Raw genomic sequence first — 14,867 nt, 5'->3', positions numbered from 1 at the left:
TGAATGGCTGAATGTCAGCAAAACAGAGATATTAATCATATCGAACAAACAAGAGTTGCCATTGTCGGTGGTGGAATCGCAGGCGCAACGGTTGCCTTGTGTTTAAGTGAATTGGGCATGCATGTTGATCTCCTTGAAAAAGGACCGAGTCTCGTTAATGGGCCGCCTATTTGTCACCTCCATGCTGGTGGTAATTTATATCGTGAGATTTCTGAAGAACAATGTGTAACACTGTTGACTCAATCGGTTGATTTATTACGTTTATATCCCTATGCCGCTGATTATCGTCCTACGATTATTGCCATACCAACGGACGATTCAGGTTCTCCCGAAGCGCTATTACCACGTTTAGAGAAACTGCAAGCGGAATATAAACGCCTTATTGATGAAAACCCTTTAAATAAAGTGCTCGGCGATAGTGACGATTATTATCGATTGTTCAGTCGTGAAGAGGTCGAATCATTAGCACAACTAGAGCCATTAGAAAAACCACAAACATTGGCTCAATGGATGATTCCCATGGCTAAAAATGTTGATTTAGATAAATTAAAATTTCCATTGGTGATGGTGCAAGAATTTGGTTTGAATGTTTTTCGATTAGCAGCAAGTGTCTCTCTTGGATTAGAAAATAACCCAGATTGTGATATTCATACGGGAAGTAAGGTAAGCAATATTGTTTCTCATTCACAAGCGGGGCATTGGGAAGTTAATTATCAGCAGATGGGTCAAGATAAAACCCTTCAATGTGATTACTTGATTAATGCTGCCGGTTTTAGAAGCGGCACTATTGATGATTTATTAGGGTTCAAACGTCAACGTTTGGTGGAGTTTAAAGCTGCTTATGTCTGTAAATGGGATGACTGTGATTATCTTTGGCCTGAAATCATTTTCCATGGCGAACGTGGGACGCCAAAGGGAATGGGGCAGTTTACACCTTATCCCGGTGGATATTTTCAATTACATGGCATGACTAATAACATTACATTATTCGAAAATGGGTTGGTGGAAAGTAATGGTACAAGTGCACAGCCTCAACTTGCTAGCAGCTTTATTCATAAAATAGATGAACAGTGGACACAAGCTGAAACTACTGAACGTACGCGTTCGGCTATCGAGCATTTAGTATCTTATATTCCTAAATTTGAAAGCGCTGAAGTTGCTTCAAAACCGTTATTTGGTGCACAACAAATCCCTGGCGAAGATCCAACCTTACGTGCCGCCGATGTTTCCTTTGTTGGAGACCGCTATGCTCGTTGTGAAATAGTAAAAGCCTCTTCAGTGTTAACCGTTGCTGATGCTATTATTGAACAATTAGTGTTGCTTGGATGTGTTGATAAAGCAGATTATGGCAATCGAGAATTCGCGATAATGAATAGCATTAGTGAAGCCGATATTGATCGACGTGCCGAGCTGCTAGTCACGCAGAGAGAGTATCCCTTGTCATTAGCAGGTCGAAACGTACCTCAACTTTAATGATTAAAATGCATGCTGGCCAATCATAGGCGCCGTTGGGCTACTACTGAATAAGCTAGCATGTAAACGCAAAGCATGATTGTCCGTTAGACTTGAAATATAGTCAGCAATGACGCGCATCTCTCTGGATTTATCGCCCTCCTGCGCTCGCCAATGTTGTTTGATTGGTTCGGGTAGAAAGCGCAACGGTCCTGCATTAAATGCCTCAAAAAGCTCCATCACTATCTGTTGACCACGGTATTCTAAAATTTGTAAATCAGGGCTTTTAATCACGTACTTTAGTACGAACTGTTTAAGGATATTTAACACGCTAAACATAGCCGGTGATAAATATGCATTATAAGCCAAGAGGGGATCATCAAATCGAGAATCCACTTTTTTTATCTCAACGGAAGTGATCAGAGAATTAACCAGCGCACCAATTGCATCTTTACGTTTAAAATGCTGTTGTGAGAATAAATTATTGGTTATTTCTGTAATTTGATCGATTAAACAAAAATCTTTAATTTCAGCTAATTCAGTCGCTACTTTTTCTTGCCATAAGTTTTTACTAATAATGCCCATTGCAATCGCATCTTCAAGGTCATGGACACCGTAGGCGATATCGTCAGCGATTTCCATAATAGAGCAATCTAATGATTTATAACGTGATTTTCTGTGTTGCCCTTGTTCATCCTGCGCTTGAGAGCGAAGTGTTCTAAATAATAATTGGTCGCTACTGGAAAGTGGATATAACACGGCATCAAGTAAGCATTTATCATGGTCATAGATTCCCTTAGCAGGCATCCATTCTTCGGTTTTTAATTGTCGAAAATTACGGCTACTATCAATCGGATAAGGGGCACTTACTTCACTTAAGCAAACTGGATATTTTAATAAACCAAGTAAAGAGCGGCGTGTTAAATTCATGCCGTTAAACTCAGTGTAGGGTTCAAGTTGAGTGACAATGCGGAACGTTTGCCCATTCCCTTCAAAGCCGCCGTGTTTTAACATCATATAATTGAGTGCCGTCTCTCCACCATGTCCGAAGGGGGGATGGCCAATATCATGGCATAGGCAAATGGTTTCAATTAAATTACTGCTTGGTAATATATTAGTAAATTCGGGTTGTGCTAAATCTAGGCGTGCAACAATCCCCGAACCGATTTGTGATACTTCTAAAGAATGGGTTAGTCGAGTGCGATAAAAATCGCTTAGCCCATTATTATGAATTTGTGTTTTCGATTGTAGGCGACGAAAAGCTGCTGAATGTAACACCCTTGCTTTATCTCGATGAAAGGGGGTACGTTGATCAAGGCGGCGTTTTTTACCCGGTTCATCGGCTAATCTATCTACCCATTCATTAGCAATTGACAGTGATGGTAGTGGGCTGCTCTCTGATGTTATATTATTATTTTTTGAATTCATGCGCACTCCTTAAAGTATCCGCTACATGACTTAACGATGAATTTGGAATCTTTATTGATTCATTCTGTTATTTATTATACCTCTTAGATCATCATCTTTATGTCTAGAATCTGTTTTTGCAGATCGTATTGATTTTTATATTTTGAATTTTGGTAAGCATGTAGTGAATGCTATCGAGTTGATATTAGTATTTAGGGTGACTCCCTATCCACTCTATAATATTTTATTTGTTGTGTTAAATATTAATGACTTATTGGCTTAATATTTTATTGTGAAAGATGCCATAATTTTATTTAAAAATTATTTTTTATCTCTATTTTTATTTGTTTTTACATGTAAAACAACTACATTTATACGGTTATTAGGATAAAAGTGCCTTCGTCTTTCAATATATGACTTTTATTCTACTTCAGCATGAAATCGTTCTATATAACGTTGTACCAGTTTTTATTTTAAATTTTCTAATTCATTTTTATATTAGTATCGAGGATATAAAAATGTTCTATACCTATAAATTAAAGGCGCATCATTAATGATTATAGATACAATAAAAGCAAGCTCACTCGAAGAACTTCAACAAAAATTAGTAACGACAAGTCATTCACATACCTTGGTTTTTGGTTTCGCTTCTTCCGATATCGATCATGTTGAATTCTATAAATTACTCGTTGAAAAAGGGTATCATGCAGTCACATCTAGCTCTGGTGGTCAGTTTCTTGATAATGAATTATTTTATTCCGGTATCGTTTGCATGATATTAGTGTTACCTGAAAATAGTTTTAAAGTGAAACGTTGTGATATTGACGGTTATTTTTTGATCGAGGTCTAGAGCTTGGTTGTTTTGCTCAAAGGGCATTTGAGCATGCTGATGCACTGATTTTTGTTAATTCCTACTCAAGTATCGACCATGAAGCTATTTTGGATGGTTTTGATCAAGGTGCTAATAACAAAGTGCCTATTTTTGGCGGATTGGCCAGTAATAGTTTAGACACCAATGAAAATATTGTTGGTATTGATGGTGTTGTTAGCCAAAATTCTGTCGGTATCGTTGTCTTTGATCGTTCTAAAATCGCATTACAAGGTGTTGTTACTGGTGGATGGGAAGCGATTGGTACTTATAAAACCGTGACCAAATCCGTTGGTAAAAAAGTTTTTGAAATTGACAATAAGCCAGTTAAAGATGTTTATTATGACTATTTTAATGATACTCAGGATTCGTTAACTTCGCGCTATTTAGAATTTCCGATTCAGGTGACGAGTAAAAATGGCGGTAAGTTTTTACGATCAATTTCTAAAATAGAGCCCGATGGTTTTTGTTATTCCGGGCATATTCCGGAGGGGACTAAAGTGTATTTTTGTTCGCCTTCAATCACACAAACAATGAGCAGCTCAATTAATGAAATAAATGACTTTCAGCAACAAAATGCATTGATGGACAGTGCGGCTGTTTTGGTTTTCTCATGTAACGCGCGGCTGCAATCCTTCGGTTTTTATATTCAAAATGAATTACGCTCCTTTAATGAAATGTGGGGAGAAAAACACGTTGGTTTTTTCAGTCATGGCGAGATTGGGCGTTACAACGATGAAGTTTCTATGACCGAGTCATCGGTGTTGCATAATAATTGTATTACCGTTGTTTTCTTTAAAGACTTGACTGCGTCTGCCGCGACCGGTGTGCCTTCAAAAAATATAAAATACCACGAAGAAAAAGTGGAGGTTACTGAGGTTGTTGATAAGAATGCAATGATTATAAAGCTTCAAGAACAGAAGTTGGCTTTATCGAGTTTATTACAACGAACTTCACGGGATTTAAATAATGCATTAATGCAATTAGATGAATATAAAATAGGTTTAGAAGAAAAAGTAAATGCCCAATTAACGGATATTACCGAGCTTAATAAAGAGATTATTGATACCCAGAAAGAAGTTATTTTTACGATGGGCGCAATCGCTGAAACCCGTTCCAAGGAAACTGGGAATCACGTTATTCGTGTAGCAGAATACTCTAAAATATTTGCATTAAAATGTGGGCTTGATGAAAAAACAGCTGAAATGATAAAGCTCGCTTCACCCATGCATGATATCGGTAAAGTCGGTATTCTCGATGCAATATTAAATAAGCCAGGTCGACTGACCAGTGATGAATTTGTTATTATGAAAACCCATGCTGAACTTGGTTACAATATGTTGAAACATTCTAAACGACCTATTTTAATGTTAGCGGCAACCATGGCACATGAACACCATGAAAAATGGGATGGTAGTGGTTATCCGCAGGGCTTATCCGGAACAGAAATTAGTTTATATGGACGGATCACTGCAATTGCAGATGTCTTCGATGCATTAGGCTCCGAGCGTTGTTATAAAAAAGCCTGGAAAGATGATGATATTTGGGCATTTTTTAAACGTGAACGAGGTAAACATTTTGATCCTGAATTAGTGGATATCTTTTTTGCTAATATTGAATCATTTAAGAAAATACGCCAGCAATATCAAGATGTATAACAATAGCTTACCTTTTATCGTTTCCAATTATGGATGTTTAGCTTAACAGAATGATAATCGTACCTGCTACGGTCATTAATACATTCGCAATGGCATAGGTGCCTGCATAACCTAATGCTGGAACGGTACTTCGTGCATGTTCATTAACAACATCCATTGCAGGGGCACAGGTACGTGCGCCAATAATAGCGCCAACTAATAATGCACGATTCATATTTAAGATATAAGCCCCAGCTAAATAAGCAATGATAACCGGTACAACACTAACAATGACCGATGCAAATAAGATTTTAAACCCAAAGTCTGCAAAATAAATAAACACATTGCCGCCTGCACTTAAACCAATGCCAACCATAAAGACCAAGAGACCAAAATCTTTCATCATATTTAACGCCCCTTGAGGTACATAACCAAAAGTAGGGTGATTTGCCCGTAAAAAGCCAAGCGCAATACCAGAAATTAATAGTCCAACTGCGCTCCCGAGACCAAAGGTTAATTGACCAAAAGACACAGTGACCATGCCAAACATAATGCCAAAAATAAAAAAGGCACAAAATGCGAGAAGATCGGAAACTTGGCTGTGTACAGAGATAAAGCCGATTTCATCCGCTAAGCTATTTACTTTACTTTTTTCACCGCTGACATGAAGAATGTCGCCTTTCGATAATACAATATCGTGCTCCAGCGGCATTTCAATTTGAGCTCGAATAACACTGTGTAAAAAACAACGATGTTGTGAAAGGTTAAGTTCGGAAAGTCGTTTATCGGCAACATTATCATTTTTAACAACAATCGCTTCTTCAATAATGCGTAAGTCTAATAAGTTTCGATCAAACACTTCCTTTCCGTTTCGAAAGCTCGGGTCAAGTCTAGCGTGGCTTTCTGGGTAACCTACTAAGGCAATTTCATCTTTTTCCTGAAATGTATAATTTCCATCTGGGTTAGCTAAAATTCCATTTCGGCGAATACGTTCAATATGACAACCTGTTTTGCGATGTAATCCTAGTTCACGGAGTGTTTGTCCATTGGTCCACGCCACTAATTCAGGATCAACACGATAAGCACGTATAATGGGGAGATAAATTTTATGTTTGCCTTCTCCTCCAATACCGCGTTCTTTGGCTATTTGTTGGGCGCTATCTTGAAGGTTCTGACGTTGAAGTTTGGGAAGTAATCGAGCAAAGAGAATCAGGCTAGTTAATCCGGCTAAATAAGATAACGCATAGCCGACACTTAAGTTATCGATAACCTGTTGGTATTTAATGCCATCGGGCAAAACAACTAAGCCTGAGTTAATCGCATCTTTTGCGCCAACTAATACAGGCGTTGCGGTTAATGAGCCTGCCATCATGCCCGTTGCTAATCCATAATTTAAATTGAAATAATAATTTAAAAAATACGTTAATCCAATGGAGGAAACGAGAACCAATAAGACTAAGACAAGATAATGTGCGCCATCACGAAGGAATATCCCAAAAAAATTCGGCCCAGCTTCAATACCAACACAGAAGATAAATAACATAAAACCAATATCTAATGCTTGATCGGTAAATGAATAACCGAGGTGACCGAGTAAAATTGCTGCTAATAAAACACCAATAGAGCCACCAAGTTTAAAACTACCAATACGTAATTTGGCGATTAATAAACCAATCGTTAATACAACAAATAATAATAAAATGTCATTGCGAAGCAGTAAGGAAGGGATGTCAATATTCACACTTTATCCTGAGTAAATAGGGAGAAGAAAATATGCGTGGATTTTAACGTAAAATTTTTCTAAACCCCATTACTTTTTACTTATTTTTCTATTTCACTTGCTAGTTGAAAAGTAGAATCAACTTGCAATTTAACCGTCTCGAAATGATGGGTAAATTCGGTCATATATTGTCCCTGTTGACGAACACAGTTACCTGCAGAATTAGCTATTCGTGCTGACTCTTGTGCTTGTTGGCTAACGTCTTCAGTTGTGTCCTTGAGTTCTATCGCTATTTTCTCTTGGTAATCACTGGCTTGTTGGATACCGTTAATATTTTCTTCAAGATGTTGATACGATTGTTTCAGATTTTCTAAAATGCCGGTGACTTTTTTAAGGAGTCTTGAGTTTGTTGTGCTAGATTACGTACTTCACCGCCCACCACTGAAAAACCTCTTCCATATTCACCAGCACGAGCAGATTCAATGGCAGCATTCAACGCCAATAAATTCGTCTGATCGGTAATGCTGGCCCGTTGTTTGAGTATTTGATAGTCAGAAAGTTTCTTATTTGCTTGGTTTAACTGTTGAAGGGAAATGTATAGTCCAACAAATAAGATGGCACTAGCCAAAATAAGTGTGGATGAGCTTAGTGTGGAAAATCGGGAAATGCGCATCATAATATTATCTTTAAGTTAAATTGAATATCCAATCAGGTGCTAAGTCACACCATAAAGAAGGTGCAATATAGGGCGTTTTTGTTACAGATTTATGACCTTCAGGAGAGATGAGTATGTCGATGATGATTAGTTGGCATATTTCATGATTGTTATCAATATATGTACGCTGATTTACCTTTGTTTTAAGTGAAATAAGTCTGTTTAAGGTGAATATCAATTTATATAATAAAGGATAAATTTTTTGATGAAAAAGTGTTTAGACTGGTCTAATTATCATGATCAAGGTATGGGAGACGCCTATGCAGATATCCCTAAACATGGTGGTAATTTTGCAAAGGCGATTTCGGTATGTATTAATAGTGGTGTTTGTCAGGAATCAAACAATCGTGGGGTAATGTGCCCAAGTTATCGAATAAGCAATGATCCTCGCTTATCGCCAGGTGGTCGCGTTACATTATTTAAAACATTATTAAATCAAGATGGCCATGCTTTTGTTGATAATCCAGAGCTTGCCGAATCATTAGCTGATTGTGTTTCCTGCAAAGGGTGTAAACGCGAGTGTGAAAGTAATATTGATATCGCAGCAATCAAAGTCGAATATTTAGCACAACGGCGTCAAGCGGGTTATCGTTCATTACGAAGTTGGTTATTTGCTGAATTTCCTTATTTGTTGTATCGATTTCCTATTTTAAAAGCCAGTATCGCTTTACGGAATAATAATAAATGGTTAGCAAAGTTAGGAGGTCAACTATTAAAAATAAATCCAGATATTGACCTTCCTCAGCCAGCAAAAAATCCCTATCGCGATGATATCAGTCAACAACAGCGTAATCTAATGAGTAGTGAATTAGCCGATGATCCACGTTGTGTCGTGTTACTTATCGATAGCTTTACTGCCCAGTTTAATCCTGAAGTTGTTGACGATGCCATCAAGGTATTAACCGCTGCCGATTATCATGTCTTAACAATTCACCCTAAATCATTAGGCTCAAAGGTGATCATTGATAGCGGACGTAGTTTATTTTCTCAAGGATTTATTGAACGAACACGTCAACAAGCCAATGATTTAATGTCTATTTTAAAACCACATTTACTATGTAATCGACGAATTATCGGACTAGAGCCATCGGCATTACTTATGCTGCGCGATGAATATTTGATGCTTAACTTAGGTGAAGAAGCTACGGGTTTAGCAAACAATGCCTTATTATTTGAAGAATTTATCGCCAGGGAAAAAGTAGCGGGGCGATTTAAAGCGGATTTTATTGCCATTAACACAAATCAAAATGTATTAATTCATGGCCATTGTCATCAAAAAGCGGTGGGAGCAATGAAATCGATGCGTAAGGTATTAAGATTAATTCCTGATTTACCTTTTACATTTATTGAAGCGTCTTGCTGTGGTATGGCGGGGAGTTACGGTTTCGAAGCTGAACATGCAAAAAAATCACGTCTAATGGCTGAGCAAGATTTATTACCGGCGCTTGCAGCCGATCCTAATGCAATGGTTATTTGTACGGGGTTTTCCTGTCGTCATCAAATATCGGTATTGGGTCATCGTCAGGTTATTCATCTGGCTACCTTGCTTGCAAGGCAGTTAAAATAAATGATGTTAATGTAATGGGGACTAACGGAGGTTATAAAACCCATGTAATGATTACATGGGTTATTCACAATTAACTATTTTTACAGTGCTGAAAATGCTTCGTCGAAGTCTTTTGCTGCAGCGGATGTAAATTCAAAATTGGCACGAATATAAGCTAATGTTGCTTTTTCAATATCCGTAACACCTTGACCATCATTCGCTGATTTAAAAAGATCGGCAACTTCATCTTTTGATAATTTACCTTCTCCTTTCCCTGTCGTATGTTCTTTGGCTAATTCAAGTAATTCTTTTTCGTATTTTTCACCATCAATACTTACGTATGCCATGCTAACTCCTTGTTATCTTTTTAGATTAATATTAAGTCAATAAACATTCAAAAAATGAACATTTCATTTAAACTTTAACCAAAATTTAACAATTTGCAACCTTTAGATGCTTTTTATAATAACCAACAACACATTACTATTATTTTGATTTTATAAAGATCGCTTTAATTTCAGGTGTTTTGTGATGTTTTCAACAATTTTAATTAATATCTTTATTAAAGCCTGATTTTTCACTTATTTATATGGTGCAGTTAAATATGTTGCCTTTACGACGGTGCCCTCGGGAGACAGTTATAGTTGCGATGACTACCTTATTGAGTGGGGACAACGAAATCGTTTAGCAGATGCGACTATCAAAGTACGTACAGCGTTGGTTGGTGGGATGATATTAGGTCGAGATATTAGTTCGGACCTGCCAGATGATTCATCGGAACCTATTATGATGGAAACGGACATTGGATGGTGTGAGTCTCAGGATGAAACCACTTCTGTAACAACTAATCAAGCTAACAGTCTTTTGTTAAGGGTGTCTCAGTCTGAGGTGGTTGTGCATCATTATCAAGATGATATTGATCGGTAACGAGTTTGAATATAATCACTATGACTACTACATAGGCCATAGTGATTATACTAACGTACTGTAGGAATAATCATTTATTCCATTAAATCTCGACTATGGAGTGCTTTTTTAGCTTTCTTCGCTTGGCGTTTCTCTTTCATCGTTTTAGCTGGTTTTTTCTTCGATGATTTGTGTAAATCTTGTCCTTTCGCCATGATTTTATTCTCCTATGATAGTGAATGTGGAAGGTGTTTATACAAATTCCATTAATTAACAATTCAACGATAAGGATATAAACCAATAAATTAATGGGATTGGTATGTTCATTTTTATTGTTTGCAATAAATGATTAGCTAGCGATAACCCTAACTAATATTAATAGCATACTCCGAATTCACAAAAGTAAAATATAATTTTTGTTTTTATTTTATATTTTAATGGGCGTTAAATCGGCATTTTTTATGCTTCTATCTATGCTTAAATATTCGTTTATAGCCGAGACGGCAAAGGTGAAATTGCTCGCATTTTCCATACATCTTTTACCAGTAAAACTAATAAAGTTGGTACTATAATAATGAACGCCATTAATATAAGTACAAATTGATGCCCTAAAAAATCATATAAGAAACCAAAAATCACGATACCTAAGGGAGCTAAAGAAATTGAGCCAATATGATCATAAGCACATACCCGCGATAGCATTTCAGCAGGTATTTTTGTTTGTAGCATGGTGAACCAAATAACATTAAATATTTGCATGCCTAAGCCTGCTAATATCGCCGATAAAATAATGATATAAAGTGGTGAAGAAATAGCCATGGCAAGCGGGATTAAACTAAAAAATAAAACACAAATAGTGGCTAAACGCATGGGGTAGTTAACCGTTAGTTTAAATGCGATTACCCCGCCAATTAGTGTGCCACATCCAACAGCACCTGCAATTAATCCCCAATCACTGGGACCATTAAAATATTCCTTAGCAACGGAAGGGCCAATTAACCCCATAAAAGCATCAATACCCGCAACGACAAATGCAAATTGCAATACAATGACCCATATCCATTTATGTGCTGTAAATTCTTTCCAACCCAGTACTAATTCTTTCACAATAGAATCAGGTTGATGTTTGATTTGTTGATTTGGCACGATGGTATATACCAACAAACCCGACAAACCAAAGGAAATTGCATCAATTAAAATAGTCCAACCTGCACCAATCAATGCCACTAATGTCCCCCCTAAGGCTGCACCTATAATTAATGCCATATTACGGGCCATTCCCAATAGTGCATTTGTCGCCTGTAAATCTTTTTGAGCAACGAGTTGAGTGATGAAGCCGGAGGAGGCTGGGGCATTAAAAGCAATTGCGACACCGTTAATTAACATCAGTATTATCATTGCAGTAATACTTGCGTAGCCGGTTAAAAATAATGTGGCAATAATAAGTTGCACAAGCATCGCAGCACTTTCAGCTCGAACGATAACCCTTTGACGGGAACTTCTATCTGCAATCACACCGCCTAATACTAGGACGAGTATGCTAGCTAAAGTTGGCATTGCAATAACAAACGCGGTTTCTTTTGTTGAACCGGTAAGTTCTAATATGCCGAAGGCCATTGCAATGGGAGCCATGGATGTACCGGTAAAAGAAATAAAGTAGGCGAAAAACATCTTCTGAAGATTGTGATTTCGCAGTAAAAGCTTCCATGAGGTACTGTAATCTGATGACAAAATTAATTTCCATTTATAATCAAAACGATAAAAGCGATATGTTATGGCGAAAACCGCGTTTTATTGAATGGGTGTTGTAATAAATAAAAGTTAAATATTAACTCGCTAGCTTGAAAGATCGTCATTGGTGCAAAACCTTAGCAGTTAAGCACCATCCAATTAATTTAACGATTGTAACCAAACTAATAGCGTTGGAAAGAAAGGTAACATGACCAAGAAAGCCAATGAACTGATGACCCAACAGGAATTGGCTAAGTCCTGATCTAATTTATATAACGCAGCCGGTAGAATAACTAAAAATGCAATCGGCATTGCAGAGAGTACTACCGCAACTTGCAGCATTAACCCATCATAGAAATGTGCTTGTCCCGTCAGAACAATTAATCCTAAGACAATAATTGGCAAGAGTATTTGCTTGCATAGTGCTAATGTCAATGCAATACGCCAATGTTGAAATATTGCTTTAAAGCGAAAGACTAAACCAATGGATATCATTAAGCTGAATGTGCCAGTTGGGATTAGCACTGAAGTGACTGATTTAAACCATTCTGGTCTGGCCATATCCGTTAAATTTAAAATAGCCCCTAGAAGTAACGCGACAAACATGGTTTGAAGCACCGGATCTTGCCATACTTTTCGTTTTTTTAGATTGGGCAATGACGAGAATTTGCTTGCATAGGGAAACAGAAAAGCAAAGTAAACCACTTCCTCAAAAAGTTTAAATAAAGGCACAAGGGCAAACCCTGACTCGCCAAGATACACAAATACAACGAAGGAACCGATGGCTCCCATATTGGTAAAGCTACCTGCTGGTGCAACTACCGCGTGTTGAATGTCCTTTAGTTTAAATAGTTTCGAGACTAGCCAACCAATTAGAAAGCCGGATAAAAGAAAAACCGTACCAATAACAGGCAGCCAAGCAAATAACCAACTTGTAATATCTAATTGCCAAATTGCCAACATAACGGATAAAGGAATAGTAACGCGCATTGCAATATATACGGTTAACGTACGAATTTGATCGAGTCGATCGGGTAATTGCTGTTTTAAAATTTGACCAGTTAAAAAACCGAGAACAATAACCAGAGAAATGAAAATAATAGTATCCATTGCTGAGCCTTAAAAGCGTATGTTAGGGGCGTAAAGGGGAGTTTCTATGAAATGCCAGTATATGAAAGTAACCATGTAATGTATAGACGGTGAGTGGTTAAATATAGATATTAATTATTAGACACTCACGTTTTGTTAATTTGAACTAATCATGATGTTAATCGTAAAAGGGGCTGTTTTGCTTTTTGTTCGACCTGATTTGAAAAATCCATTTCAGGCATGAGAAAATACCTTGTTGCTTTGCTAATTGTGCGACTTACTAATTACACATACGGATGCTGTAAATGAAATAAATAAGCCTTGGTCATTAAATTTATCGCGTAAATCAACTAGACATTGGTGCCGCTTTTTGTAAATACGACTGCATTTCTTTTTCCGGTACCATACCGCCGCCTGTTGCCCAAACTAGATGGGTGGCATTTGCCATGGTTGTTTCACTGAACTTCATCCGTGTTTTATATTCTTGATTTTCAGAAACGTTAATTGGGCCAGTTATACCAGCAAGGGCTGAAGGCTCAAGTTTGATCCCTTCTAATTTATGCATATTACTTAAGTGTTGGTACATTGAAGTATCCGTGATGGTGTAATAGCCATCGAGTAATCGTTCCATTGCGCGACCGACAAATCCAGATGCGCGTCCGACGGCAAGGCCATCGGCAGCGGTTATATTATCGATGCCAATATCTTGCACAGAAATTTGGTCATGCAAGCCCGTATGTACGCCAAGTAACATACAAGGTGAGTGAGTAGGTTCGGCAAAAATACAATGAACATGATTACCAAAGGCCATTTTTAACCCAAATGCTACACCACCCGGTCCGCCGCCAACACCGCAGGGTAAATACACAAATAGCGGGTGATTTTTATCAACACTAATGGTCAATTTATTAAATTGCTGTTTAAGGCGTTCGCCCGCAACTGCATAACCAAGAAAGAGTGTTTGCGAGTTTTCGTCATCGATAAAGAAACAAGTTTGATCATTCTCAGCTTCTTGTCTGCCGGTTTCCACTGCTACGCTATAATCTTGCTCATATTCAATTACATCAACACCATGCTCGCTCAGTTTGTTTTTCTTCCATTGTCGTGCATCGGCAGACATATGAACTGACACAGAAAACCCAAGTTTGGCACTCATGATCCCAATCGACATACCTAAGTTACCCGTTGACCCCACCGCTATTTTATAGCGACTGAAAAAAGCCTTAAATTCATCACTATTAAGTTTGCCATAATCGTCGGTTATTGTGAGTAAACCAGCATTGATAGCGAGCTTTTCCGCATGGGAGAGTACTTCATAGATGCCACCGCGCGCCTTGATTGAACCAGAAATCGGTAAATGGCTGTCTTTTTTTAACATTAAACGGCCACTAATACGGGTTCCGTATTGTTGTTCTAGCGAGGATTTCATGTTTGGAATATCTATCACGTCAGATTCAATGATACCGCCGGTTACAGCTGTTTCAGGAAATGCTTTGGCAAGATAAGGCGCGAAACGGTTTAATCGTTCAGTTGCATCTTCAATGTCGTTTTTATTAAGCCCAACATAGGGCAATGCTTCTTTTACTGAGGTTATATTAGGGTTAAACCAAGTCACTTCCTTTAATTGGATTAATTGTTTAAGTAAAGGAAACTGAGTCGTGAGTGCTTGAATGTTTAATGTCATCATTGTTTATCCTTTAACAGAAACGGAAATTGCATAATTTCAATATATGATGTCGATGTCCAGTATTTTTCATACGAAATAATGATGCACCAGGGATGCACTGCTTTGATAA

At 37.7% G+C, this 14,867-nt stretch carries 11 protein-coding genes and 1 pseudogene; 5 read left to right on the top strand and 7 right to left on the bottom strand.

Annotation, left to right across the window (positions count from 1 at the left end):
• Positions 1-3 precede the first annotated feature (3 nt).
• Positions 4-1,473: an FAD-dependent oxidoreductase gene (locus ACR30L_RS12740; protein ID WP_435234632.1), complete on the top strand. Its 1,470-nt coding sequence runs from the start codon at positions 4-6 to the stop codon at positions 1,471-1,473.
• Positions 1,474-1,476: 3 nt separating this feature from the next.
• On the opposite strand, the gene ACR30L_RS12735 is transcribed toward ACR30L_RS12740, so the two are convergent.
• Positions 1,477-2,880, bottom strand: coding sequence for an anti-phage deoxyguanosine triphosphatase (locus tag ACR30L_RS12735; protein ID WP_435234631.1), 1,404 nt, complete (start codon positions 2,878-2,880; stop codon positions 1,477-1,479).
• Between the two features lie 532 nt (positions 2,881-3,412).
• Here ACR30L_RS12735 and ACR30L_RS12730 point away from each other — a divergent pair.
• Both ACR30L_RS12730 and ACR30L_RS12725 read left to right on the top strand, forming a co-directional pair.
• Positions 3,413-3,709, top strand: coding sequence for a hypothetical protein (locus ACR30L_RS12730; protein ID WP_435234630.1), 297 nt, complete (start codon positions 3,413-3,415; stop codon positions 3,707-3,709).
• Positions 3,710-3,753: 44 nt separating this feature from the next.
• A complete protein-coding gene (locus ACR30L_RS12725) occupies positions 3,754-5,385 on the top strand; it encodes an HD domain-containing phosphohydrolase (RefSeq protein ID WP_435237906.1) in 1,632 nt (543 codons plus the stop codon).
• A 37-nt stretch (positions 5,386-5,422) separates the two neighbouring features.
• On the opposite strand, the gene ACR30L_RS12720 is transcribed toward ACR30L_RS12725, so the two are convergent.
• Complete coding sequence (locus ACR30L_RS12720; RefSeq protein ID WP_435234629.1) at positions 5,423-7,105, bottom strand: aspartate:alanine antiporter; 1,683 nt, start codon at positions 7,103-7,105, stop codon at positions 5,423-5,425.
• 370 nt (positions 7,106-7,475) lie between these two features.
• Positions 7,476-7,610: pseudogene (locus tag ACR30L_RS12715) on the bottom strand (methyl-accepting chemotaxis protein); the annotation flags it as partial.
• A 394-nt stretch (positions 7,611-8,004) separates the two neighbouring features.
• Here ACR30L_RS12715 and ACR30L_RS12710 point away from each other — a divergent pair.
• Positions 8,005-9,366 (top strand): (Fe-S)-binding protein, encoded by a 1,362-nt coding sequence (locus ACR30L_RS12710; protein WP_435234628.1) that lies wholly within the window; start codon positions 8,005-8,007, stop codon positions 9,364-9,366.
• An 80-nt stretch (positions 9,367-9,446) separates the two neighbouring features.
• Here the strand turns inward: ACR30L_RS12710 and ACR30L_RS12705 are convergent, their stop codons facing one another.
• A complete protein-coding gene (locus ACR30L_RS12705; RefSeq protein ID WP_435234627.1) occupies positions 9,447-9,692 on the bottom strand; it encodes a hypothetical protein in 246 nt (81 codons plus the stop codon).
• Between the two features lie 274 nt (positions 9,693-9,966).
• Here ACR30L_RS12705 and ACR30L_RS12700 point away from each other — a divergent pair, with 274 nt between their 5' ends.
• Positions 9,967-10,272 (top strand): hypothetical protein, encoded by a 306-nt coding sequence (locus ACR30L_RS12700; RefSeq protein WP_435234626.1) that lies wholly within the window; start codon positions 9,967-9,969, stop codon positions 10,270-10,272.
• Between the two features lie 468 nt (positions 10,273-10,740).
• Here ACR30L_RS12700 and ACR30L_RS12695 read toward each other — a convergent pair whose 3' ends face one another.
• The 3 genes from ACR30L_RS12695 to ACR30L_RS12685 all read right to left on the bottom strand — a co-directional run bounded on the left by ACR30L_RS12695 (position 10,741) and on the right by ACR30L_RS12685 (position 14,758).
• Positions 10,741-11,982 carry an MFS transporter gene (locus ACR30L_RS12695; RefSeq protein WP_435234625.1) on the bottom strand — a complete coding sequence of 414 codons (1,242 nt, stop codon included), beginning with the start codon at positions 11,980-11,982 and terminating at the stop codon, positions 10,741-10,743.
• 159 nt (positions 11,983-12,141) lie between these two features.
• On the bottom strand, positions 12,142-13,092 hold the full coding sequence (locus ACR30L_RS12690; RefSeq protein ID WP_435234624.1) for an AEC family transporter: 951 nt from the start codon (positions 13,090-13,092) through the stop codon (positions 12,142-12,144).
• A gap of 325 nt (positions 13,093-13,417) precedes the next feature.
• The gene (locus tag ACR30L_RS12685; RefSeq protein ID WP_435234623.1) at positions 13,418-14,758 is read right to left on the bottom strand and encodes a D-serine ammonia-lyase; all 1,341 of its coding nucleotides are present in this window, start codon (positions 14,756-14,758) and stop codon (positions 13,418-13,420) included.
• Positions 14,759-14,867: the final 109 nt, after the last annotated feature.

Source organism: Psychromonas saccharinae, assembly GCF_051201515.1.
Lineage (GTDB): Bacteria > Pseudomonadota > Gammaproteobacteria > Enterobacterales > Psychromonadaceae > Psychromonas.
Note: the sequence above shows the minus strand (reverse complement) of the source record. Positions and strands in the feature narration are given on the sequence as shown.

What these genes read in the sequence shown, in the direction of transcription:
- ACR30L_RS12740 (WP_435234632.1), top strand. Translation starts at nt 4, where the DNA reads ATGGCTGAATGTCAGCAAAACAGAGATATTAATCATATCGAACAAACA.
- ACR30L_RS12735 (WP_435234631.1), bottom strand. Translation starts at nt 2,880, where the DNA reads ATGAATTCAAAAAATAATAATATAACATCAGAGAGCAGCCCACTACCA.
- ACR30L_RS12730 (WP_435234630.1), top strand. Translation starts at nt 3,413, where the DNA reads ATGATTATAGATACAATAAAAGCAAGCTCACTCGAAGAACTTCAACAA.
- ACR30L_RS12710 (WP_435234628.1), top strand. Translation starts at nt 8,005, where the DNA reads ATGAAAAAGTGTTTAGACTGGTCTAATTATCATGATCAAGGTATGGGA.
- ACR30L_RS12705 (WP_435234627.1), bottom strand. Translation starts at nt 9,692, where the DNA reads ATGGCATACGTAAGTATTGATGGTGAAAAATACGAAAAAGAATTACTT.
- ACR30L_RS12690 (WP_435234624.1), bottom strand. Translation starts at nt 13,092, where the DNA reads ATGGATACTATTATTTTCATTTCTCTGGTTATTGTTCTCGGTTTTTTA.
- ACR30L_RS12685 (WP_435234623.1), bottom strand. Translation starts at nt 14,758, where the DNA reads ATGATGACATTAAACATTCAAGCACTCACGACTCAGTTTCCTTTACTT.